Raw genomic sequence first — 23,252 nt, 5'->3', positions numbered from 1 at the left:
ACTGTGGGCCCCCATGAGGTCCGACCACACCACCGATTCCGCGAGCCCGTCCGTGGGCGCAGCGTCGGCCCGGTCGAAGTTGGGGGCGACCTCTTCGGTGCCGGCATCTCAGCGTCGGGCTCGTCGTGGCACGGCTACGACGTCGTTTGGCACCGGGGCGCGTGAAAGTCACGATTCGTCCAGTTTCTACGCGCGGTTCAACCCACCCGAGATTTCGGTTTCCACCGACGTTCACGGTCCGGTGGACGGCGTCGAGTCTTCCGTGTGTTTCCTCGGCGACTCCACCGACATGGCCCAGCTTCCCGACAACTCGGTCGCCCTCGTTGTCACCTCGCCTCCTTACTTCGTGGGCAAGGAGTACGAACTAGCCATCACGGGCGATGTCGACGACGCAGACCGGCGTGTTCCCGAGTCTTACTTCGAGTTCCTGACGATGCTTCGCGACGTCTTCGCCGAGTGCGCCCGCGTGCTCGAGCCTGGTGGGCGCATCGCGGTCAACGTCGCGAACCTCGGCCGCAAGCCCTATCGCAGCCTCTCGGCCGACGTCATCTCGATCCTGCAGGACGAGCTGGGCCTGTTGTTGCGTGGTGAGGTCATCTGGCAGAAGGGCAAGACTTCGTCGTCGTCGTGTGCCTGGGGTTCGTTTGCCAAGGCCGCCAACCCTGTGCTTCGCGACACCACCGAGCGCGTCATCATCGCCAGCAAGGGTCGCTTCGACCGGGCCCTCACGGCGGCCGACCGCAAGAAGGCCGGCCTGCCCTGGAAGTCGACGATCACCAACGACGAGTTCGTCGACGTGACCTCAGACGTCTGGGAGATCGACGCGGCTTCGGCAACTCAGGTCGGCCACCCGGCCCCGTTTCCGGTCGAACTGCCCAAGCGGCTGATCGATCTGTACACCTACGAAGGTGACCTGGTTCTCGATCCGTTCGCCGGAAGCGGCACCACGCTCGTGGCCGCGGAGCGACAGGGTCGCATAGGTGTGGGCTACGACACCGAAGCCAAATATGTCGAGCTTGCCAACACTCGTGTTGCAGAGGCGTTGAAGCGTCGCGAACGGCTCGAGGAGGCGGCTGCGGTCGAGCAGCAGTCGTTCGAGTTGCACGTCGAGTTCGTCAAGTCCCTGGAACCCGACGAGCGCGAAGAGCACTTCCAGCGTCGGGCCGTCATCCAGGGTCGCAAGGTGCAAGACATCGCCAGAAACCTGCTGGAGGAGGTCGGGTTCATCGTCGACGACAAGGCCAAGGTGCGTGGGGGAGGGGTTCAGTTCAACTTCCTAGTCACCAGCCAGAGTGGCGAGAAGCAGTGGTACGTGGATGTCTCTGGGGCCTTCACCACCAGCCGGCCCGGCCTGCTTCGCACCGACACGCTCTGGAAGACATTGGGCCGCATCTCGGTGTTGAAGGCGGTCGACCCCGAGGCCGAGGTGCTGGTGCTGACCTCGAATCTGCCCAGGCGCAACAGCCCGGGCGACAAGGCGATAAGGGCGATGGGTCCGGCGATGGTGTTCGACGCCCTCGAGCTCTATGACCCAGAGGCCCGAGAACGTCTGCAGCGCTACGCTGCGGGCGAGGACAACTCGCTCGAAGGCTTCTGGAGCCGCAAGGATCTCGCCGAGGCCGACTGAGCCCACAGGGGCCGCAGCGCGGCCCGCAGGAGTCACATGGCCGATTTCTTCCCAGACGTTGCCGACCGCGTTCCCTTCATCGGGCTCGATGGCGAGGGGTTGGGTTTTCGGATCTACGAGCCCGACCGTTTGGTGGCGGGCAAGCGGCTCGAAGACCACCTACGTATAGCCGTGTGCTACTGGCACAGCTTCAACTGGCCAGGCTCCGACATCTTCGGTGACGGCACCTTCGATCGTCCATGGCTGGCGGCCACGGGCGACCCGATGGCGGCAGCCAGGCTCAAACAGGACGCTGCGTTCGAGTTCTTCTCCAAGCTGGGCGTGAGGTTCTTCTCATTCCACGATGTCGACATGGCCCCTCAGGCGGCGACGTTGGCCGAGAGCCGGGCCAACCTCGATGCGATGGTCGAGCGTGCTGCCGAGAAGATGTCGCAAACCGGTGTCGAGCTGCTGTGGGGTACCGCCAACCTCTTTTCCCACCCCCGGTATGCCGCGGGTGCGGCCACCAACCCAGACCCAGAGGTGTTCGCTCACGCTGCGGCCCAGGTGCGGCACATGCTCGACGCAACACACAGGCTCGGCGGCCACAACTATGTGTTGTGGGGCGGCCGCGAGGGCTATGAGACCCTGCTGAACACCCGCATGAGCCAAGAGGCAGACCAGCTCGCACGGTTCTTGTCGATGGTGGTCGAATACAAGCACTCGATCGGCTTTGAGGGCACCCTGCTGCTCGAGCCCAAGCCCCAGGAGCCAACCAAGCATCAGTACGACTACGACTGCGCCACCGTGCACGGATTCCTCGATCGATACGGCCTGACCGGCGAGTTCAAGGTCAACATCGAGGGCAATCACGCCACCCTCGCCGGCCACTCGTTTCACCACGAGGTCGCCTACGCGGTCGACAACGGCATCTTCGGCAGCATCGACGCCAACCGTGGCGATCCGCAGAACGGTTGGGACACCGACCAGTTCCCGACGTCGGTAGACGAACTGGTCCCGGCGGTCTACGAGATCTTGCGCGGCGGCGGGTTCGATACCGGCGGGTTCATGTTCGACACCAAACTGAGGCGCCAGAGCATCGCTCGCTCCGACCTGTTCACCGCCCACGTCGGTGGCATGGATGCGCTGGCCAAGGCGTGGCTGGTCGCCGATGAGTTGCTTCGCAGCGGCACCCTCGAGAACGCAAGAGATCAGCGCTACAGCGGTTGGATCGAGGGCCTCGGCGCCGAGATCATGGCTGGTGAGCACGACCTGGCGAGCCTTGCCGACATGGCCGTCGACGCGGCTCTCGATCCCGCGCCTCGGTCGGGTCGCCAGGAACACCTCGAGAACGAGGTCAACCGGGCAATCTGGTCGGTCTCGTGACCCTTGTCGCCGGGGTCGACTCGTCGACCCAGTCGACCAAGGTCGAGATCCGCGACATCGAGTCGGGCAGGCTGATCGCCTCGGCCAAGCGGAGCCATCCGCCCACCTCACCGCCTGTGAGCGAACAGGATCCGTCGGACTGGTGGCGGGCCCTGGTCGGGTGTTTCGGTGAGCTCGCCCCACATCTGCGGCAGGTACGGGCGGTGTCGGTCGCTGCTCAGCAGCATGGCCTGGTGATGCTCGACCATCTCGGTGTTCCGGTACGCCCGGCCAAGCTGTGGAACGACACAACATCGGCCCCGCAGGCCCAAGCCCTCGTCGAGCGGTTGGGTGCCCATCGCTGGGCCGCCATGACCGGTTCGGTGCCGCTGGCTGCGTTCACGATTTCGAAGCTGGCGTGGGTTGTCGACAACGAACCCGATGCCGTCTCGCGATGTGCCAGCTTGATGTTGCCCCACGACTATCTCGTTTACTCCATGACCGGAACTGCCGTCACCGACCGGGGCGATGCATCCGGAACCGGGTGGTTCGACCCGGCGACAGACACCTATCGCCCAGAGGTCTTCGAACTCGCCGGATGCCCCCAGTTGGCCCAAGCCGTCCCCTCGGTGTCGCGCCCCTTCGAAGCCGTCGGCGAAGTCACGGCGCCCGAGCTGGTCGAACTGGGCCTTGGTGGCGCCGTGGTGGGCCCGGGCACTGGCGACAACATGGCGGCGGCGCTGGGGTTGGGGCTCGAAGCCGGAGACCTCGTCATCTCTTTGGGCACCTCCGGAACCGTCTATGCCCGCTCGGGCACTGCAACTGCCGACCCGTCGGGCTTGGTCGCAGGGTTCGCCGACGCGGCCGGCGGGTTCTTGCCCCTGGTGTGCACGCTAAACGCCACCAAGGTCACCGACAGCGTGGCCACGTGGCTGGGCGTCGACGCGGCGGCCCTCGCAGAGCTTGCGCTGGAAGCGGTTGGTGACACCGAGGTACCCGTGCTGGTTCCGTACTTCGACGGCGAGCGAACGCCCAACCTGCCCGCAGCAACCGGAAGTCTGCTGGGCCTGGGCACATCGACCACCCGGGCCCAGCTGGCACTCGGTGCCCACGACGGGGTCTTGTGCGGCTTGCTTGGCGGAGCCGATGCCCTGCGGGCTGCCGGAGTAACCATCGAAGGTCGCTGCTATCTGGTCGGTGGCGGGGCGCGTTCGCAGGCCTATCGCCGACGCGCCGCCGACCTTCGAAACGACTCGGTCGTGGTTCCTCATCAGGACGAGGTGGTCGCCACCGGAGCCGCGGTTCAGGCGGCAGTCGTGGTCAGCGGATCCGACCTTGGCGATGTCGCCCGCCGCTGGGGTCTGGGATCTGGGACGACGGTCGAGCCCACCGTCGACGCCACCGCCACGGTGCACCGCTATCACCAGGCGGCTGGGTTGCACCTGAATCGATGAGCGCTCGCCCGGCGGCGGGGCGATTACAGCAACGTGTGCCCGACCGTGTGTATCGCCAATCCGGCCAGGCCGCCCACCAGCGTTCCGTTGATTCGAATGAACTGAAGGTCGCGGCCTATCTGTTGTTCGAGGCGCAGCGAGGTGTCCTGGGGGTCCCAGCGCTCGACGGTTGAGGAGATCAGCTCGACCACTTCGGGCCGCAATTGGTCCGAGATGTGAACTGCAGCGCGGGTGAGCCAGGCGTCGACCGAAGCTTCGAGGCTCGGGTCGGTCAAGATCCGCTGCCCGAACTCGACCAGGGCTGTCTCGACACGTGACCGCGCCGGCGACTGAGGGTTGTTCATCTCGGTGACCACGAACCGCTTCAGTTCGCGGCCGATGGTGGCCGAAACCTCTCGCACATCGGGGTGCTCGAGCACATTGCCAACTGCGGTGGCGACCTTGCGTCGCAAAACGTCGTCGGTTCGCAGCCGCGTGACAAGCGATGCGAGCTGTCGGTCGAGAGCCTGTCTGGCAGGGTGGTCGCGTTCGTATCGGATGGCCGACACGACGTTGTATGCGGCCTCGTGCAGCCGCCGAAACACGGCGTCGTCGAGCACCGAAGGCACCCACCAGGGGCTCTCGTCCGAAACGAGGGTGCGCAGCGTGTCCTGGTTGTGAATCAGATAGTCGAGGGTCACGCGGCTGAGTGCGTCGACCAGCACATCGTGGTGACGGCCATCGGTCACCGCCTCTATCGCTGTGGCCAGCCCATTGGCAGCATCGAGGCGGCTGAGTCGATCGATGATCACCTCGTCGATGGCCGATTGCACCTGTTCGTCGTCGAGGACTTCTGAGATTCCGGTCAGGGCAGCGCCCAACTGGGTTGCCAGGGAGGTGGCCGCTTCGGGCTTCGACAGCCACCCACCGACGCGCTGAGCCGGTCTCGCCGCCTCGACGCGGGCAGACACCACCTCGCCCGACATGAAGTTGCTCTGAACGAACTCGCCCAAAGCGTTGCCGATGGCGTCTTTGCGTTTGGGGATGATCGCCGTGTGCGGAATCGGAAGGCGCAGGGGATGGCGGAACAGGGCGGTGACAGCGAACCAGTCGGCGAGCCCTCCGACCATGGCGGCCTCGGCGGTGGCGCGGACATAACCCCAACCCGTGCTGTCGCCCTCCAGGCTGCGCGCCACCACGTACACCACCACGGCCGCCAGCAGCAGGCCGGTGGCCCTTCGTTTCATCGCCCTTAGATCGTCCAACTGCGTTCTCCTGCTCGGCGTGGTGCTCGCCCGGACGGCATCACCACCGAGCGCTTCACCCAAAGCATGCCGCGGTCGTACCGACCTTCCGCCGCCGATAGCCTTCAGCGCGGTGATCGTGTCTGGGCTTCCCAACCGCCAGCGCCGCGTTGGCGCAGGCCGCTTCCCGTTGTGGGTTGTGGCGTTGATGCTTGCGGTCATCGCATCCGTGGGGGCGGGCTGCGCTGCCTCGGCGCTGGAACCCGGCGGCGACTATGCCGGTATCGAACTCGATCCGCCCCTGGCCATCCCAGACGTTGTTCTCACAGACACCTCGGGCAATCCATACGACCTTCGCCAGGAGTTGGCCGGCCGTATCGGCCTTGTCTATTTCGGCTACACCAGTTGCCCCGACATCTGTCCTGTTCACCTGGCACAGATCGATTCGGTGCTAGCTATGGGCGACCAACCAACCAACGTCGAGGTCGTGTTGATCACCGTCGACCCCGAGCGTGACGATGCGGCAACGCTGAGGCGTTTCCTCGACCAGTTCGACCGCCGATTCGTCGGCCTGCTCGGCACCCCAGAACAGCTCGCTGACGCACAACGGGCCTTCGGTCTGGCGGTCGCGGCCAAGGAAGGTGACGGCGACGACTACACCTTCGGGCATGCTGGTCAGGTGTTCGCCTTTGCCCCTGACGGCTACGCATACACCGTCTACCCACAGGGAACTCGCCAAAGTCACTGGGCAGACGACCTGCCCAAGCTGGCTCAGATCCAACCTGCAGAGGACAGCCAATGAGGTTCTGGTGTTCCACTCTCGAAACGCCGTGGAGCTGGGAGTTCCGGGCTTACCCGGGCATCTGGGCGGCGATGTTGCTACTGGCCGTGCCGTACGTGCTGGCGGTGCGCAGGCGCAACGCCAACGTCGGCGCGGCGCCAGACGCCAAGCGCAAGGCGGCGCTGTTCTTCGGCGGCATGTTCTTCTTGTGGCTCGCGACCGATTGGCCCCTCGGCCTCTTGGGCGCCAGCTACCTCGCCTCGGCTCACATGCTGCAGTTCATGCTCTACACCATGGCCGCCGCTCCTTTGATGCTGCTGGGTACCCCCGAGTGGATGGCCAGGCGCATCGTCGGCAGGTTGCGCATCTACCGGCTGATCTCCAAGCTTTCCAAGCCGGTCGTCGCGGGCCTCACCTACAACGCGATCTTGTTGTTCACCCACTCGCCGTTTGCCATCGACAACTTCCGAACCAACCAGTTCGGTTCGTTTGCCATGGACGTCTTGTGGTTGCTGTCGGGCATCATCTTGTGGCTGCCGATCATTTCGCCGCTGCCGGAAGGCACCAAGACGCCCAACCCCGCGAAGATGGCCTATTTGTTCCTCGCCGCCGGCATCGTGCCCGCCATCCCTGCCGGTTTCATGACCTTCGCAGATCTTCCGCTCTACTCGATCTACGAGCTCGCTCCACGAGTGCACGGCATGTCGGCTGCCACCGACCAACAACTGGCCGGGCTGGTGATGAAGCTCGGCGGTATCCCGGTTGTGTGGGGAACCATGCTTGTGCTGATGGTGCGCTGGATGGGCCAGGACCGAAAGCCGCCCACCCCGCCCGAACGTGGGCCCGGATTGGCCGAACAATCGCGGGTGTGATGCCCTCATTGGTGTGACTGGCGGCGCCGATGGAGTGTCATGGCTCGCCGCCGACGCATCATCTTCGCCTGCGCCATCTGTGACGCAGCGCTGGTCTGGCCCTCAGAGGAGTTGGCCGAAGGCGTCGCGCACACCGATTGCCACTACACGGTCGACGACGGCTTCTTCGCGCACTCTGAAGACCTTCTGGGGCGTCCGACGGTGGTCATGCACCCGGACCGGATGTGGCGCCTGACCATCGATCCGTCGGGTCGGGCGCGCTGCCCAGAGGGGCATCCGGTGGGTGTGGCCACCACTGGCCAGAACCCACCGCCGTGGTTCATCGCACTGTGGACCGACAAGGTGACCACGCGCGAAATGCGTGGTCGGGTCTGATCCTGGTCAGGCCAGCGACAGGGCCCACATGCAGGCGGCTATCAAGACCGCAGCACCAAAGGCGATGGCCAGCACGGTTGCGAACTGGTCGTAGTACCTGAATGCGGCCTTGCGGCGGGGTCTTCCGAACACGGCGACCATTTTGGCCGATCCCGGGGCCGATCTGACATCAACCCGATCATCTCGCCAAGACGGTCCGGGCTGGGCCGCACATTCGCGGGCCGAAGCGCTCAACCCGAAGCCGATCGAGCCGACCAGATCAATACATACGACAGCACCCGATCTCGACCCGCCAGGTGTCTCAGCGAGTCTCGATCAGCCGGACGGACGAATCCCTCCTCGTCTCTGCCCGGTACGGGAGCTGACGTTTGCATCGACCCCCGTTTCCCCCCGGCGGGGGTCGATGCGCGCTCAGACTGCCGTGAGAGCAGCCGCGAACCCGGCTGAGGCTTCGGCGCAAAGTCTCACCTGTACCCGCATTCGCTCGAGGTGCTGGTCGATGGTGGCTCCACCCTCGGGAATGGGGTGCTCGCCCACGAATGCCGCCACATCGTCGGCGACAGCGGGGTCGTTCAGGTGGACGATCCCGCCGAGCATCCGAGGCACCGAGTTGCTGGGGAACCGAGCGGTCAGCTCATCCCAATGCTGGGAGATGAACTGCCAAGCCATGGCTCCGTGCTGCTTGTGGGCCAGGCAGTGCGCCAACAAGAACGGTGCGTTCTGGGAACGGACGCGCTCGCGGCACATCTCCATGGTGCGTTGGACCTGCCCGGCCTCGGGGAAGCGCGCCAGGGCCATCAGGTATCGCTGCTGGATCTGGGGGGTAGCAGCACCCTCGTACTCGGCCACGAATGCCTCGAAGTCCTGGTCGGTGCCGTTCGAGGCCACCACGGCCACCGCAGCTGCGTGCAGCTCGGGGTCGGCGCCGGCAACACCCGACTGCACCAGGGCGCGGCTGACGCTGTGGGCCCTGGCGTCCTGGGCCACCGTGCCCGCCAGGCGCAGCAACAGGCCTCGCAGCTCGGCGGTTGCGCCATCCTCGCCCGCTGCCGGTTCGACGCCCAAGACGTCGAGAGCGGGCCCGACGACCCGGCCCACCCGTTCGGCGAATCTGGCCTTGGCCCCAGTGTCTTTTGCGCTGTCGACGAGTCGGTCCAGCAGGTCGAGGCCGATGGCCATCGAACGCCAGACGCTCAGGTCGGTCTCGAACATGAACTGTTCGATCAGCTCGAGAAGCCGAATCGGTTCGGTTCGGCACGCGGTGACCGCGGCGACCATGTCGTCGACGAACGAAACCCGTTCGGCCACCGACATGACCTCCTCGGCCTGCTCTATCAACTCGGCGGCCAGCGATGGCTCGTAGCTGACCCGATAGAAGCCGTTTGCCCCGGCGTTGGCCACCACCCAGCGGGGCCTGCCCCCCAGGTCGACGGTTGTGGTGGGCTCGGTCAGCAGCACCGACTTGTCGACGATCGAGCCGTCCAGGTCGGCCCTCATCAACACAGGCACGGCCCACGTGCCGTCGGCGGCGCCTTCGTAGCGAAACACCGACTGCGAAATCTCGATACCTGTGTCGGTGGGCTGGACGTCGATCATCGGGTGCCCACCCTGAAAGATCCACGAGTCCATGGTCGACCTGACCGGCTGGCCCGATGACTCCTCGAGGGCGTCCCACAGATCGGTCGTGTTGGTGTTTGCCCCCTCGAACTTTCGCAGGTAGTGCCGCACACCGTCGCGGAACACCTCAGGACCCAGATGTTGCTCGAGCATGCGAACGACGGCAGCACCCTTCTCGTAGGTCAACACGTCGAACATCGCCTCGGCATCGGCGGGCGAGTGAACCGCAAACTCGATGGGCCGGGTGGAGGCGAGCGAGTCGACCTCGAATGCAACTCCGCGGTCGCGGGCGAACTGGTCCCAGCGGTTCCACTCGGGCCTGAACGCCGCAACGGTGGCGTTCTCCATGAAGGTGGCGAAGGCCTCCTTCAGCCAGATGCCCTCCCACCACGACATGGTGACGAGATTGCCGAACCACATGTGGGCGATTTCGTGGGCTACAACATCGGCGACACGAACCAGCTCGGAGGTGGTCGCTCCGTCGGGGTCGGCCAGCAGCAGGCTTTCGCGAAATGTCAGGCAGCCGTGGTTTTCCATGGCGCCTGACGCGAAGTCGGGCACCGCAACCAGGTCGAGTTTGTCGACAGGGATGGGGATGTCGAAGTAGTCCTCGAGCCACCCGATGGCGAACTGGGCGACCTCCAGCCCGAAACCGGTCAGCGCTGCCTTGCCAGGCACATGCACCAACCTGACGGGTACACCGCGGACCTCGATTGGTTCGGTGACCTCCAGCTCACCCACGATGAAGGCCACGATGTAGGTCGACATCGGCATCGTGTCGGCGAACACGACCTCGACCTTGTCGTCTGGCCGAGCGCGCCGCTCGATCTCGGGTCCACAAGAGATGGCGGTGAGGTGTTGGTCGACGACCAGGGTCACGCCGAACACCGCCTTCAGCTCTGGTTCGTCAAAGCATGGAAACGCATAGCGGGCGCTGGTCGACTCGAACTGTGTGGTCGCGATCGTCTTCTCGGTTCCCTCGGTGTCGGTGTAGGTGGACCGGTAGAAACCGCGCAGCTGGTCGTTGAGAATGCCGCTGAAGGTGATCGACAAGCACGCCGAACCAACCGCGAGCGGCCCCGCGAGTTCGATTTCCAGGGTCTCAGACTCGGGATCGCAGGCGTAGGACGAGATCTCGATCGTCTCGCCGTTCTGCTCCAGAACCATGGCTCCGATGTCGAGTTCCATCGCGTTGAGCCGCAACCGCGGGGTCGAGGTACTGACGCTCAGCTCTATGGCCACCGTTCCGTCGAAGGTCGCCGAGCCCAGGTCGGGCTCGAGCACGAGGTCATAGCGAATTGGCACCGCATGGCGGGGCAGCCGGTACTCGTCTGTTGACACGACTCGCGAGGATAGGCGCTGGCCGATGTCACGAGCCGCCTCACATCGGGTGTCGCGCCTGCCGATTGGTCAGGGCAGCTATCGTCGTCAGCTGTTCTGCGGGAAGGTTGGGTCATGACCGTTCACGACATCGATGTCATAGGCATCGGCAATGCACTGGTCGACGTGCTCACCCACGAAGAGGATGAGTTCGTGGCCGCGCAGGGCCTGGTCAAGGGATCCATGACCCTCATCGACGCGGCGCGCGCTGAAGAGCTCTATTCGCAGATGGGCCCCGCGACCGAGGTCTCGGGAGGGTCGGCTGCCAACACCATCGTCGGTGTGGCTGCTCTCGGCGGTGCCGGTGCGTACATAGGCAAGGTGCGCGACGACCAGCTCGGGGCCATCTTCGCCCACGACATGAGGTCGATGGGCATTGTGTTCGATGTCGGTCGGGCTCAGGCGGGCGACCCCACGGGGCGCTGTCTGATCCTGGTTTCTCCCGATGGTCAGAGAACGATGAGTACCTACCTGGGGGCATCGGTCGGACTGACGCCAGACGACATCGACCAGTCGCTGATCGAGCGGGGCAAGATCCTCTACCTGGAGGGTTACTTGTGGGACCCACCGCATGCAAAGGCAGCCATGCGGGCCGCCAGCCAGCTGGCGGGTCATCCCGACCAGCGGGTCGCGTTGACACTCTCTGACTCGTTCTGCGTCGATCGCCACCGCGAGTCGTTCATGGACCTGATCGAGAGCTCGGTCGACGTCTTGTTCGCCAACGAGGACGAGGCGCTTTCGCTGTTTGAGGTCACCGACCTGGAGGCGGTTTATGACAGGGTCGCCGAAAAGGTCGAGATAGGGGTGATCACCCGCTCGGCTGAGGGCTCGGTGGTCGTCACCGCCGACTCGAAGGTGGCTGTGCCCGCCGAGCCAGTTGCTCGCGTTGTCGACACCACCGGAGCCGGCGACCTCTACGCATCGGGGTTCTTGATGGGTTTGGCCCGAGGCGCCGACCTCGAAGCCTGCGCCAGGCTGGGTTCGATTGCGGCCGCGGAGGTCATCAGCCACATGGGTCCGCGGCCCGAGGCAGACCTCCTCGAGCTGGCAGGTTCGCTACTGCCACGCTGACGAGTAGGCGTGGCTAGAGCAACTCGGCCACCACCCCTTCCAGGGTTGCCAGGCGAGATCTGACCTGTTCGGTCTCAGCCGAGGTGCCCGAGGCCTGCAGATAGGCCTTCAGCTTGGGCTCGGTGCCGCTGGGCCGCAGCAGGACGCGATCGCGGTCGGGGCCGATGTGCCATTCCAGCAGGTTCGTCGACGGCTGGGCTTGCAGGTGATCGACGATCTCGACGATGTCGAGATCTGCGGGCGGTGAGTCTCTCAGCTCCTCCATCCGCTGCCCGAGGCGCTCGGGCGTGTCGTCGTATCTCCTGGTGACCTGAGCCGACAGGGATACCCCGAAGCGCTCGATCATCGCTGCCAGGTGGTCTGAAAGGTCTTGGTCTCGAGCCGCCAGTTCGTGGATCAAGGTGGCCATCTCGACAGCGGCCGTCACCCCGTCCTTGTCGCGGACCTTGGGGGAACATGCGAAACCCAGGGCCTCCTCGTAGCCGAACACAAACGTCAGATCGGGTTCGTCGATGGCCGCCCTGATTATCCATTTGAATCCGGTGAGGGTTCGCCTGACCTCGGCCCCGTGGTGGTCTGCGATCGTTTCCAACCACGGCGACGAAACGATCGAGCTGGCCACGACAGGTCTCGGGCTCTGATTGCGGGCCAGCAGGCGGTCGGCGAGTATGCAGCCGATCTCGTCGCCGGTCAGCTTGCGCCAGCCGTCGGCGACCCTTATCGCCACGCCCAACCGGTCGGCGTCGGGGTCGTTCGCAATGATGGCGTCTGCGCCGACCTCGTCTGCCACCCGCATCGACTCGTCCAGGGCGCCGGCTTCTTCGGGGTTGGGCAGCTCTACGGTGGAGAAGTCGGGGTCTGGTTCTATCTGGCTCGCGACCTCGAAGGGCCTGGGTAGGCCGGCGGCGTCGAAGGCGGCTCGAACGGTCTGGGCGCCAACTCCGTGCAGCGCCGTGTAGACGATGCTGGCCGCGGCGCTTTCGACGCGGGGCGTGCCCAGCCCGGCCACCACCTCGGCGACGTACTGGTCTATGGCGATGATGGGGTCAAGGCGCGTCACCCGGTCGGCCGAGGCCAGGTCGTGCTCGGAAACCGGCGGCTGGTTCATTCGCTGTTCGATGTTGGCGTCGATCGGTGGCACGATCTGGGCTCCGTCGGACCAATACACCTTGTAGCCGTTGTCTCCCGGGGGGTTGTGGCTGGCGGTCACCACGATTGCGGCGCACGCATTCCTGGAGAGAGCCTGGTAGGCAACGACGGGGGTGGGAACCTCGCCGTCGATCAGCAAGGGATCGAACCCGTGGGCAGCAAACAGGCGGGCAGAGTCCTCGGCAAAATCGCGCGACCCATGTCTGGCGTCGTGGCCGATGACGACCAGCCCCGACCGCCCCTCGGCGTGTAGCTGTTGTGCGATGGCGCGGGCCGCGAGCCTGACTATGACGCGGTTCATGCGCGCCGGGCCCAACCCCAGGGCCCCGCGCAGACCCGCGGTGCCGAACCTGAGGCGTTCGGCGAACATGGCTGCAGCTGCCCGGGGGTCGGTCCGGAGAAGCTCGAGCAGGGCGGCGCTCGATCGAGGGTCGGGGTCGGCTTGCGCCCACAGGCCGATCGCGTCCACAACAGCTGGATCGATCGAGTGGCTGGGTGTGGTTGATTCGGTGGGGTCCTGGGTCATGTCCGTATCGATTCTTCGCCAGCGCGCAGAGCGCGTTGTTCGATGGTCCTAGGATGCCCCAGGTTCGAAGCCCTCGTTTCCCATGCTGTTCCCCACACTCGAATTCGCACTCTTCTTCGTCATCGTCTTCGTGGCCAATTGGCTGCTGCGACCTCACGATCTCGCGTGGAAGTTGGCCATGTTGGCCGCCAGCCTGTTCTTCTACGGCTGGTGGAACCCGCGGTTCGTACTGTTGTTGGGAGGTTCGATAGTCGCCAACTGGTTCTTCGGCGACCTGGTCGAGCGGGCTCATCACGACGGTCAGGTGGCTCGTGCGTCGATGACCGTCAAGGCGGCCGTGGCCACCAACCTCGCTGTGCTGGGTGTCTTCAAGTACTACGGCTTCTTCACCGAACAGTTCCGGAGTTCGTTTGGTGCCCTCGGCGAGCTCATACCGCTGGTAGAGATCACCCTCCCGGTTGGCATCTCGTTCTTCACGTTTCAGGCCCTCAGCTACGTCGTCGACATCCACCGGCGTCACATACAGCCGCTGTCGTTGCTCGACGTCGGGGTCTACTTGTCGTTCTTCCCCCAGTTGGTGGCCGGGCCGATCGTCAGGGCATCGGAGTTCGCTCCGCAGCTGCTGACACACCCAGACCCGCGTTCGGTGCCCACCGCAGAAGCCTTCAGGTTGATCTTCGCCGGCTTGTTCAAGAAGGTCGTGATCTCGACGTTCCTGGCGTCGGCCATCGTCGACGAGGTCTTCAACCTCCCAGACGCCTACAGCGGCGCCGAGGTTCTGTTCGCCGTCTATGCCTACGCCATTCAGATCTACGCCGACTTCTCCGGCTACACCGACATTGCCATCGGGGTCGCCTTGCTGATGGGCTTTCGGTTTCCCCAGAACTTCGATGCTCCCTACCGGGCGCTGTCGATCCAGGATTTCTGGCGCCGTTGGCACATGACGTTGTCGAACTGGCTGCGCGACTACCTGTACATACCGCTCGGGGGCAACAGGCGTGGCACCCTGTTCACCTACCGCAACCTGTTTCTCACCATGTTGCTGGGCGGTTTGTGGCACGGCGCCGCCTGGAACTTCGTGGTGTGGGGAGCCATCCACGGCGGGGTTCTCGCAGCCGAGCGGTTCGTCAGCACCATCTGGCTAAGGCGGGTCGAAGGGCCGGTGTTGCCCGAGGCGCTGTCCAAGGCCCTGCGGTGGCTCTACACCTTCCACGTCGTGTGTCTGGCGTGGATCTTCTTTCGTGCCGAGACCTTCGAGATAGCGACCTCGATGATCGGGCGCATCCTCGGATGGGCGGCGGGCCCCAGCCCCCTGGTGACAACGCTGTTGGTCCTGACCATCGTGTTGATGCTGGTCAGCCAGTTCGTGCCCGCCCCGGTGGTCGATGGCCTCCAGCTCGAGTTCAGCCGGCTCAGCTGGGTTTGGCAGGGTGTTGCGCTGGGATTTGCGATCGTGCTCGTCGATGTCCTGGGACCCGAGGGCGTCGCCCCGTTCATCTACTTCCAGTTCTGACGTCATTCGGTCGCCAAATCCAAGCAAAACGGGTGTTTGGCGATGTCGTGGGGCGTTGTTTCTGGACTAGCGTCAGGGCCGTCTATGGCCCCAGAGAGGCAGTCGCCCCCCGAACCAGCAGACGACGGCGGTCATCGGGCCGGACCGGGTTACGTCAGCGGTCTGCACAGGCCGGCCGGCGACGTGACGCGCCCCGAACCCGACCTGCCGCACCGGCAGCAGGCAAGCGGCCGCGCCCCGCGTTCGGCCAAGATGCCAAGGCGACAGCGACCGGCGAATGCGCCAGGTCGGCAGCCATCGCCGACGATTCCGGCTGGCAAGGCGCTGGGTGCGGGCCTCATCGCATTGCTGGTGGCAATGCTGTTGAACTCCGAACAGTTGGTCAGGGACGCCGAACGCAAGCCGTTTGGCACCGGCCGCGACATGTCGCTCGCCGTCTGGGAGCCGGTCAGCAGCTTCGCCTCAGCCGTCGGCCTCACGCTGCCTCGCCGCGCCGCTGATGCGGCCCTCGGTCGCGATTTCTCCGACGGCTCGGACGCCTTCGAGCTTGTGGCGGAATCGGGTCAGGCAGCCGGCGCCGGCGACGCTACTCGGGCACCGTCGTCGACATCTTCGCCCGACGGCTCGAACGGTGGGGCGACTACCGGCTCGACGGCCCCGCAGGAGGCCGCAACAACAACTGCGACGTCGACCACCACGACCACGACCGTGCCTCCCCGGGTGCCCACCGCCGAGAGCCCGCTCGACGTATGGGTCGGTGGCGACTCCATGGCGCAGGTGTTCGGCGAGTCGTTCGTGCGTATGGCCAGTGACTCCGGTGTGATCTCGCCCGAGCTGGACTACCGCATCTCTACGGGCTTGACCCGACCAGACTTCTTCAACTGGCCGTCTCACTTCGCCGAAATCATCTCCGATGGGGGTCCAGAGGTGATGGTCGTGATTTTTGGCGCCAACGACGCCCAGGGCATGGAGTTGTCCACCGGCGTGTTTCAGCCTTTCGAAGACGAGTGGGTCGCCGAGTACTCCAGCCGCGTCGGCTTCACGATGAATCAGCTCACCGAGGGTTCCGATCGTCTCGTCATCTGGGTCGGGCAACCAGTCATGCGTTCGGCCGACTTCGACGCCCGGATGGACCGGCTGAACGAGATATATCGCTCACAGGCTCAGGCGTATGAGCGCGTGGTCTACATGGACACCCGCGACCTGTTCGCCAATGGGTCGGGTCAGTACGAGGCCTACCTCACCGCTCTCGACGGCGAGCTTCGCAACATGCGACAGCAGGACGGCGTGCACCTGTCTCGGCCTGGCGGCGATCTGCTCGCCGATGCCGTTCTCGATCTGCTGGGAACCTATGTCGACCTGCAGTCTGGTGTGGCCGAGACCACGACCACCACAGCGGCTGCAACGGTGACGCCATGAAGTCGCGCAAGGTGTATCACGCCTCGGGCACAGATCGGCGATGGAAGGGGCCGGGCCGCGACGCAGGTGGCCACTTCCTGGCATCGGAACGTCGCGACAGGGTGCGTCTCATAGTGATCGTCCTTGTGGTTGGCCTACTGGTATTGGCCATCACGGCCGTTCTGTCGCGTCAACCAGACGACGAGCTTCGCATCGACTACATCGACGTCGAATCACAGCAGGCTCCGGGCGACAGCCAGCCCCAGGTTCCGATGGCCCTCACCATCACCAAGCCCACAGTGCTGATGGCTGCAGTGTCGCCCATTGCCGACACCCAGCCGGCCCAATCAGAACCGGCCCAGCCAGAGATTGCCTCCCCCAGCGAAGACATCGCCCAGCCCGAGCCCGTTCCGGCTGCGCCGCCCACCGACACCGCCGCCGGCGGCGAGGCGTCTGGCGGCGATCAGGTCGCCCCCGAGCCCGGAGTCTTCCACAGCCCCGACGCCCAGATCGACCCGGCCGATCCGGCGACGATAGACGCCATCGTGGCCACTATCGGTTCGGGCCCGACAGCCATCGTGCGCACCCCCTCGGGCGATGATCCTCTCACGGTGTACGTGGGTGGAGACTCCTTGTCCGACGCCCCCAGGTGGGGTCTCGACCAGGCGGACGCAAACATCTCTGTAACGGGCGACACCCACATTTCGACGGGCATCGTCAACCGGGCGTTCTATGACTGGCCCGGTCGGGTTGCGAACTATGTGGCCCCAGAAGGTTTTGATGTCGTCGTGTTGACCATGGGCGGCAACGATGCCCAGCGCTTCGTGTATGAACACGACGTGGCCTCGCCCGAGTGGAACGCCGAGTACCGAAGCCGGGTCAACGCGATCTTCTCGTCGTTGTCGGGTGGGCCGTTGGTCATCTGGATCGGGATGCCCCCGGTGCAGCCGGCCAACATCAAGCCCGCTATCGAGGCTGCAAACCAAATCACCTCGGAGCTGGCGGCAGGCTACGACCATGTCGAATATGTCGACGCGTACTCGATGTTCGTCGGGCCCGAGGGTGGTTTCGCGCTGAACCTCGAAGGTCCGGACGGCCGAAGCCACCAGGTGAGGGCCGGCGACGGTGTGCACTACACGACAACGGCGGGCGCCTGGCTTGCCGACGCAGTGTTGGATGTGATCGCCAACCGGATGGAAGATCCCGGGTCTCTGCGGCGCTGATCGGGCACCGACGAGGCGGCGAGGTCAGTCTTCGCGCGACAGATACTCGACGTCCAGGTCGCCCAGCTTCACCAGCAGCGAGGCAATCCATACGCCCAGCCCACCTAGGTGCTCGTCGATCTCTGAGCCGTCGGCCAGGGCCGACTCGGGCAGCTCGTAGTCGCCTACGAACGTCGTCTCGATGGCCCAACCCTGCTCGATCATGTCGAAATCGTGGATTAGCTCGAGTGTGGTGGTGTCGCGACGCAGCGGATCTGGGCCGATGTCGGCCGAGCGATCGGGGAAGGAAGCCAGCAGGGCAGCGGGGTCGGGGCGTGTTGCTAGGTGTTGCACACGAAACGCCAGCTCGATGCTGATTCGAGGCGGATCGTCTATGTCTTCGCCGATGTACCACGACCGATACGCGGTCTGGGCCCACGTCGGCCACACCATGGTTATGTCGACCTGAACCCTGGGGTCGTCGCCCTCGCCGGGCAGGCAGTAGGTGGTTTCCCAGGTGGTGTCGCCCAGCAGCACGTCTACGTTGAAGCGCTCTTCGAAGGCCTGTCGCTCGAGCAGCGCACGTTCGAACGCATCACGGATGGCGCCAATCGCGTCAGTGAATACATGGTCGAGCATGTCAAGAAGGCTCGGTGCTCGCGCGATCGTCCATGAATGCGAAGGCTATTCCCAACCCGGCCTCAGGGCGAACGGTTGCGATGCGACGGCCGCGCTGTACGGCGTTTCGCGGAGTCGACATGGCGGTCGATGGCAGGTCGAGGGCATCGATGTCGTCGACGTTTGCCACCAGACCCCAAAAACTCGACGGTCCGTCGCCGTCGTCGTCTGGGCGCCCCACGACCTCGAGGATCACCTCGCCGAGGCGATAGAACGACTGCACGATAGGGGCATCGGCAGCGCCGGCGTCGCGAACGCGGCGCAGGTCGAATCCGCTGCGTTCGAGGGCGCTCTGGGTGCGCTGGACGTTGGGGGTTCTGACCACCAGGTGGTCGAACGAGGTGGCTCCGTTGGGGTTGACGATGGGCCGCGTGGGGTCGCCGGCTGGGGCCATTACGGACAGGCCGTCTATGGGCTCGGTGGTCGTCGGCGAATCGAAGCACCATCCGGCGATGTTGGGCGTCGACGCGGGCTCGTCGAACACCAACGTCATGGTGCCGACACGCGTGCGCGCGAACGAGTCCGGTGAGCCGGACTCGTTCGGGGCCTGTATGTCGAAGCCGAGGTCGATCCAGGGATCGACCGGACCATGGATGCGGAGTTCGAGGAGACGGGGACGCGGCGTCGCGTCAGCCGCGTCGACCACTGTCAGCCGCGGCCGGTGTTGGGGCGCTTGCCGTGGTTGGCCTTGTTGCGGCGAGCGCGCAGCTTGCGCTTCTTGGTCTTCTTGCTCATAAGGCTCGAAAGGGTAGTGCAAATGGGCTCGAATCGAAACCCTTGCGACCCGACGCGCAAAGCGATCGGAACAGGTGCAGGTAACCTCCCCACCTCATGGAACGCTTCGGATTCGTAGGCCTGCCCAACGCCGGCAAATCATCGTTGTTCAACGCCCTTGCCGGGGGCGGGGCACTGGCTGCTCCGTACGCGTTTGCCACCACCGACCCCAACGTCGGTGTCGCACGGGTGCCCGATCAACGCCTCGACGCCCTGGCGGCAATGTCCAAGTCCAGGAACATCGTTCATGCCACGACCCAGTTCGTCGACATCGGAGGCCTGGTCGAGGGTGCTTCGCAGGGCGAGGGGTTGGGCAACAAGTTCCTGGCCGGCATCCGCGAGGTCGACGCAGTGGTCTTCGTCCTGAGGGCGTTCCCCGACGGTGACGTACCCGGCCCCTCCGACCCTCTCGAGCATCTGAGGATTGTCGAGATCGAGCTGACGCTGGCCGATCTGGAAGCCGTCGAGACCCGCATAGAGCGGCGCCGCAAGGCGCTCAAGGCAGAACCTCGCAACGCCGAGCTGATGACCGAAGTCGAAGCGCTCGACGCTGCCCTCGCGGTCTTGTCCGAAGGCACCCCGCTGTTCAGGTCGACCGTGTCGCCAGACCTGCGCGACGCCCTTCGCACCCATTTCCTGTTGACCAACAAGCCGGTCATGGCGGTGGTGAACGTCGGCGAGGATCAGCTCGACGATGCCGAGGCCATCGCCGAACGGGTGCGGGCCGAGCTTCCCGGTGCGGCCGACGTATTGCCCATCAGTGTTCAGCTCGAGGCCGAGGCAGCCCAAATGGAAGGTGAAGAGCGCGACGAGATGCTCGAAGGCCTGGGGCTGGGCGAGGGTGCGTTGCCCAGGTTCGTCCGATCGGCGTACCACACCCTGGGGCTACGAACGTTCCTGACCACCGGCGAGAAAGAGTCGCGCGCGTGGACGTTCAGGGCCGGCTCGACAGCACCTCAGTGCGCGGGTCGGATCCACACCGACTTCGAGCGGGGCTTCATCCGCGCCGAGGTCATTCACTGGGACGAGCTGCTCGAGATCGGATCGTGGAGCAAAGCCCGCGAGGCTGGCAAGATGCGTCTCGAAGGCAAGGACTATCTGGTCGACGACGGAGACGTCATCGAGTTCAGGTTCAACGTCTGATACTCACGGGTATTGCCGTTCGATCCAGGGTCGGTGAAGCGATGGCATGGTTGGTACGAGACGACAAGGTCTTGGCGAGCCTCGATGTCGCGTCTACTCGCGCCCAGCGCCGGCGCGGATTGCTGGGCCGCGACTCCTTCGATGGCGCTCTGCTGATTCGTCCCGCTCGCTCGGTTCACACCTTCGGTATGCGCTTCACCATCGACGTCGCGGTCATCGACCCCGAAGGGGTGGTGCTGGCCACGCTTTGTATGAAGCCAAGGCGGGTGAGCCGGCCCAGGCGTGGTGGGGTAGCGGTGATAGAAGCCCAGCACGGGTCGTTCGAGCGTTGGGGTTTGAAGGTGGGCGACAGGCTCGAGATCCGCTCGTGAGCGGTCGGCTGTATGCCGTGGCAACACCCATAGGCAACCTCGACGACGTCTCCCCACGGGCCAGGCGCGTGCTCGAAACTGTTGCTGTGGTGGCCTGTGAGGACACACGCCGCACCGGAAAGCTGTTCGAGTTGCTGGGGCTGAAGCGTCCGGAACTCGTGCGCCTCGACGCCCACACCGAGTATTCGCGCTCGGGCACCATCGTCGATCGCATCGTCGGCGGAATCGACTGTGCGGTGGTGAGCGATGCCGGGACACCCGTAGTGTCAGATCCCGGTGCCGACCTGGTGCGACGGGCCATCGACGCCGGCATCGAGGTCGTTGCCGTTCCGGGGCCGTCGTCGGTTCTGGCTGCGTTGGTGGTTTCGGGCCTGGCTGCCGACGGGTTCACGTTCGCCGGGTTTCTGCCCCGAAAGGGAAGGGCCCGCGACGAGCGCATGGCCGTCTTGTGCCGACGCCCAGAGCCGACGGTGTTGTTCGAGTCTCCCAAGCGCGTGGCGGCCACGCTGAAAGATCTTGCCGTTGCGTTCGGCCCAGATCGGCAATTTGCGATGTGCCGCGAGCTGACCAAGATGCACGAGACGGTTGTCCGAGGTCGTCTGGGGCAAGCGTCGGAACTGGTGAGCGGCGAGGTCAAGGGCGAGGTCGTCGTCGTGCTCGCCGGAGCAGCCCAGGTGAGCGATGTGGGTGACGACGACATCGTCGACGCCCTTCAGCGCCGTCGCGATCTGGGCCTCGACCGACGCTCTGCGGTTGCGGTCGTGACCCACGACCTGGCCATCGGCCGCAAGCGCGTATACGACCTGGCTCTAGAGCTCGACTGGTAGGTCTTCAGGCCCGCAGCAGCTGATAGGGCCGCACTACTGCCGTGTATTCGGCGATGAGGTTGGTCTGTTCTGTGGTGAGCCCGACAAACCGACAGCCGATGCGGAACCTCGTTCTCGACTGGTTGGGAAGCTGGTTTCGCACCACGGCGTTCAGCTCGAGGTCGGCCGCCCCACCCTTCGCGTCGGCCACCCTGAACCGCAGCGTGACGTTGGCCCCCGGAGCCAGCGGCACGGTCGAGACGAAACCAGCACCGGCCTGTGTCAGGTCTTTTATCTTGACCAGCCGGCCGTTGGCGTAGGCACCCAGGTCGACCTGGACGCGGTACTGGCTGCGATGCTGGCGGCGCCGCACGAACACGCCCAGAACCTGCAGGGCCATCCACAACACGGCGGCGCCGGTGGCTGCAGCAGCGATCAACGCAAGGCCGCGCATCGGTTCCAGAGGCCATCCGATGAGGGCGTCGAGCATCCGCACCGCCATCGCCACCTCGACCAGCAAGGTCAGGGCGGTCAGCAGGCTTAGATGTTCGATGACGTCGAAGCCACCTTCGTCGACCCCTGTGCGTTCGACCGGGGAGAAACGACCAGACCGCCTCGACATCGCAGCCAACAGGGCCCGCAGGTGTATCTCGATCGTCAGCATCCGCCTGGCCGCTGTTTCACCGAAGCGCACCCGCCCCCGAGACAACGCGATGGCCGCAGCCGAGCGCAGCGCGAACGCCGGCAACCAAAGGGTTGCCAGCTCCAGGGCGGAGGCCTCGAACGGAACATTGCCGGTCCACAGAACGACCACCAGCAGCAAGGTCATCGCCAGGTCTACCGGTGCCTGCAGATAGTCGATCAGCAACTGCGAGAAGCACAAGCGCTGCCTGGCGTTGATTCCCTTCTTGCGGATCGGGTCGTCGGCAGTTCGCAATACGCCAAGGTGTCCTCGGGCCCAGCGCTCTCGTTGACGCAGGAATGCCTCGAGGTTGTGTGGCGCCAGACCCTGCACGATGGGTTCGGAGTGATAGCGGGTCGACCAGCCTGCGGCGTGCAGACGCATGGTCGTTTGGAGTTCGCCGGTGGTCGAGTCTGTGGCGATACCGCCGACCGTTGCGAACGCGATGCGCCTGATGAGGCTGGCAGAGCCCTCCCACAGTGCGCCGCCCAGATGCCCTCTGGCAGGGCCCAACACCTCGTTGGTGTAGCTGCGCTCGTGGCGATCGTTGTCCGAGTGCAGCACCGAGTCTCGGTTGAGGTACTCCATCGGGGTCTGTACAACGGCCACCCTGGGGTCGTGGAAGTAGCCACTGACGGCATGCAGGGCGTCGGGCAAAGGAACCTGGTCGGCGTCGAGCACCAGCACCAGTTCGGCGCTCGACGCTTTGAGGGCGTGGTTCAACGCCCCGGCGCGGGCCCCGTCGGGGGTGTCGCGGCACACATAGGTGACGCCGAACTCTTCGGCCAGCAGCCGCATGTCGTCTCGGCCGGCGTCGTCGACCAGGTATGTGCCGTGAGGGTACGCGACCGCCCTGCAGCCGATAAGGGTTGCTCGTACTACATGAGCCGGCTCGTGATAGGTGGTGACGAAGATGTCGACGTCCTGAGCAGCGCCGATGTCTGGGCGTTTGGTCGGCGGAACGTTCCACAAGACGATGGTGTCGATCAGCAGCCTGGCCAGGATCCACACTTCGATGGCCAGCAGTGACACGAACAGCCCCAGCGGCGCATCGCCACGTGTCGATGTGAGGCGCCAGGTCAGATATGCCGTGGTTGCGACTATGGACGCAACCGCCACGACGCGGACCAGCGTCTGGTTGTCCCAGCGGGTTGCGGTGCGTTCGATCGGCTCGACGGCGCGCGTCTTGGTGGTGGACATGCGTTAGTCATGTCGACCGAAACCCTCCGACGCAGAAGCGATTATGTGGAGGGATGCCCCCACCTG

Annotated in this window: 20 protein-coding genes; 13 read left to right on the top strand and 7 right to left on the bottom strand. The window is 65.1% G+C overall.

Features of this window, described 5'->3' with window-relative positions:
• Positions 1–13 precede the first annotated feature (13 nt).
• From R2770_09150 to xylB, 3 genes are read left to right on the top strand one after another with little or no spacing between them, the layout of a single operon-like run.
• Positions 14–1,627, top strand: a complete 1,614-nt coding sequence (locus R2770_09150) for a site-specific DNA-methyltransferase (protein ID MEZ5280630.1) — start codon at positions 14–16, stop codon at positions 1,625–1,627.
• 36 nt (positions 1,628–1,663) lie between these two features.
• Positions 1,664–2,992, top strand: coding sequence for a xylose isomerase (xylA, locus tag R2770_09145; protein MEZ5280629.1), 1,329 nt, complete (start codon positions 1,664–1,666; stop codon positions 2,990–2,992).
• On the top strand, positions 2,989–4,425 hold the full coding sequence (gene xylB, locus R2770_09140; protein ID MEZ5280628.1) for a xylulokinase: 1,437 nt from the start codon (positions 2,989–2,991) through the stop codon (positions 4,423–4,425). Before xylA ends, xylB begins: the two co-directional genes overlap by 4 nt.
• Positions 4,426–4,448: 23 nt before the next feature.
• Here xylB and R2770_09135 read toward each other — a convergent pair whose 3' ends face one another.
• Positions 4,449–5,651, bottom strand: a complete 1,203-nt coding sequence (locus R2770_09135) for a DUF445 domain-containing protein (protein MEZ5280627.1) — start codon at positions 5,649–5,651, stop codon at positions 4,449–4,451.
• Positions 5,652–5,781: 130 nt separating this feature from the next.
• On the opposite strand from R2770_09135, the gene R2770_09130 reads away from it, so the two are divergent.
• The 3 genes from R2770_09130 to R2770_09120 are packed head-to-tail and all read left to right on the top strand — an operon-like array spanning position 5,782 to position 7,676.
• Positions 5,782–6,450 (top strand): SCO family protein, encoded by a 669-nt coding sequence (locus R2770_09130; protein MEZ5280626.1) that lies wholly within the window; start codon positions 5,782–5,784, stop codon positions 6,448–6,450.
• The gene (locus R2770_09125; GenBank protein MEZ5280625.1) at positions 6,447–7,301 is read left to right on the top strand and encodes a cytochrome c oxidase assembly protein; all 855 of its coding nucleotides are present in this window, start codon (positions 6,447–6,449) and stop codon (positions 7,299–7,301) included. Before R2770_09130 ends, R2770_09125 begins: the two co-directional genes overlap by 4 nt.
• 39 nt (positions 7,302–7,340) lie before the next feature.
• Positions 7,341–7,676: a hypothetical protein gene (locus R2770_09120; protein ID MEZ5280624.1), complete on the top strand. Its 336-nt coding sequence runs from the start codon at positions 7,341–7,343 to the stop codon at positions 7,674–7,676.
• A 6-nt stretch (positions 7,677–7,682) separates the two neighbouring features.
• Here the strand turns inward: R2770_09120 and R2770_09115 are convergent, their stop codons facing one another.
• A complete protein-coding gene (locus tag R2770_09115; GenBank protein ID MEZ5280623.1) occupies positions 7,683–7,808 on the bottom strand; it encodes a hypothetical protein in 126 nt (41 codons plus the stop codon).
• Positions 7,809–8,087: 279 nt separating this feature from the next.
• Positions 8,088–10,634, bottom strand: coding sequence for a M1 family metallopeptidase (locus R2770_09110; GenBank protein ID MEZ5280622.1), 2,547 nt, complete (start codon positions 10,632–10,634; stop codon positions 8,088–8,090).
• A gap of 114 nt (positions 10,635–10,748) precedes the next feature.
• Between R2770_09110 and R2770_09105 the strand changes: the two genes are divergently transcribed.
• Positions 10,749–11,744: an adenosine kinase gene (locus tag R2770_09105; GenBank protein MEZ5280621.1), complete on the top strand. Its 996-nt coding sequence runs from the start codon at positions 10,749–10,751 to the stop codon at positions 11,742–11,744.
• A 13-nt stretch (positions 11,745–11,757) separates the two neighbouring features.
• Here R2770_09105 and R2770_09100 read toward each other — a convergent pair whose 3' ends face one another.
• Positions 11,758–13,419 (bottom strand): phospho-sugar mutase, encoded by a 1,662-nt coding sequence (locus tag R2770_09100; protein ID MEZ5280620.1) that lies wholly within the window; start codon positions 13,417–13,419, stop codon positions 11,758–11,760.
• An 82-nt stretch (positions 13,420–13,501) separates the two neighbouring features.
• Here R2770_09100 and R2770_09095 point away from each other — a divergent pair, with 82 nt between their 5' ends.
• From R2770_09095 to R2770_09085, 3 genes are all read left to right on the top strand, one after another.
• Positions 13,502–14,932: an MBOAT family protein gene (locus R2770_09095; GenBank protein ID MEZ5280619.1), complete on the top strand. Its 1,431-nt coding sequence runs from the start codon at positions 13,502–13,504 to the stop codon at positions 14,930–14,932.
• 84 nt (positions 14,933–15,016) lie between these two features.
• The gene (locus R2770_09090; protein ID MEZ5280618.1) at positions 15,017–16,351 is read left to right on the top strand and encodes a DUF459 domain-containing protein; all 1,335 of its coding nucleotides are present in this window, start codon (positions 15,017–15,019) and stop codon (positions 16,349–16,351) included.
• On the top strand, positions 16,348–17,553 hold the full coding sequence (locus R2770_09085) for a DUF459 domain-containing protein (GenBank protein ID MEZ5280617.1): 1,206 nt from the start codon (positions 16,348–16,350) through the stop codon (positions 17,551–17,553). Before R2770_09090 ends, R2770_09085 begins: the two co-directional genes overlap by 4 nt.
• A gap of 24 nt (positions 17,554–17,577) precedes the next feature.
• On the opposite strand, the gene R2770_09080 is transcribed toward R2770_09085, so the two are convergent.
• Both R2770_09080 and R2770_09075 read right to left on the bottom strand, forming a co-directional pair.
• Positions 17,578–18,171 (bottom strand): hypothetical protein, encoded by a 594-nt coding sequence (locus tag R2770_09080; GenBank protein ID MEZ5280616.1) that lies wholly within the window; start codon positions 18,169–18,171, stop codon positions 17,578–17,580.
• A 1-nt stretch (position 18,172) separates the two neighbouring features.
• A complete protein-coding gene (locus R2770_09075) occupies positions 18,173–18,694 on the bottom strand; it encodes a hypothetical protein (protein ID MEZ5280615.1) in 522 nt (173 codons plus the stop codon).
• A gap of 347 nt (positions 18,695–19,041) precedes the next feature.
• Here R2770_09075 and ychF point away from each other — a divergent pair, with 347 nt between their 5' ends.
• From ychF to rsmI, 3 genes are read left to right on the top strand one after another with little or no spacing between them, the layout of a single operon-like run.
• Positions 19,042–20,127, top strand: a complete 1,086-nt coding sequence (ychF, locus tag R2770_09070) for a redox-regulated ATPase YchF (GenBank protein MEZ5280614.1) — start codon at positions 19,042–19,044, stop codon at positions 20,125–20,127.
• A gap of 41 nt (positions 20,128–20,168) precedes the next feature.
• Positions 20,169–20,498, top strand: a complete 330-nt coding sequence (locus R2770_09065; protein MEZ5280613.1) for a DUF192 domain-containing protein — start codon at positions 20,169–20,171, stop codon at positions 20,496–20,498.
• Positions 20,495–21,325, top strand: coding sequence for a 16S rRNA (cytidine(1402)-2'-O)-methyltransferase (gene rsmI, locus R2770_09060; GenBank protein MEZ5280612.1), 831 nt, complete (start codon positions 20,495–20,497; stop codon positions 21,323–21,325). The genes R2770_09065 and rsmI overlap by 4 nt, the downstream gene beginning before the upstream one ends.
• A gap of 4 nt (positions 21,326–21,329) precedes the next feature.
• On the opposite strand, the gene R2770_09055 is transcribed toward rsmI, so the two are convergent.
• Positions 21,330–23,186, bottom strand: a complete 1,857-nt coding sequence (locus R2770_09055) for a glycosyltransferase (protein MEZ5280611.1) — start codon at positions 23,184–23,186, stop codon at positions 21,330–21,332.
• Positions 23,187–23,252 lie beyond the last annotated feature (66 nt).

Source organism: Acidimicrobiales bacterium (assembly GCA_041394185.1).
In the GTDB taxonomy this organism is placed as follows: Bacteria; Actinomycetota; Acidimicrobiia; order Acidimicrobiales; family Poriferisodalaceae; genus JAAETH01.
This window is presented reverse-complemented; position numbering and strand designations above follow the sequence as displayed.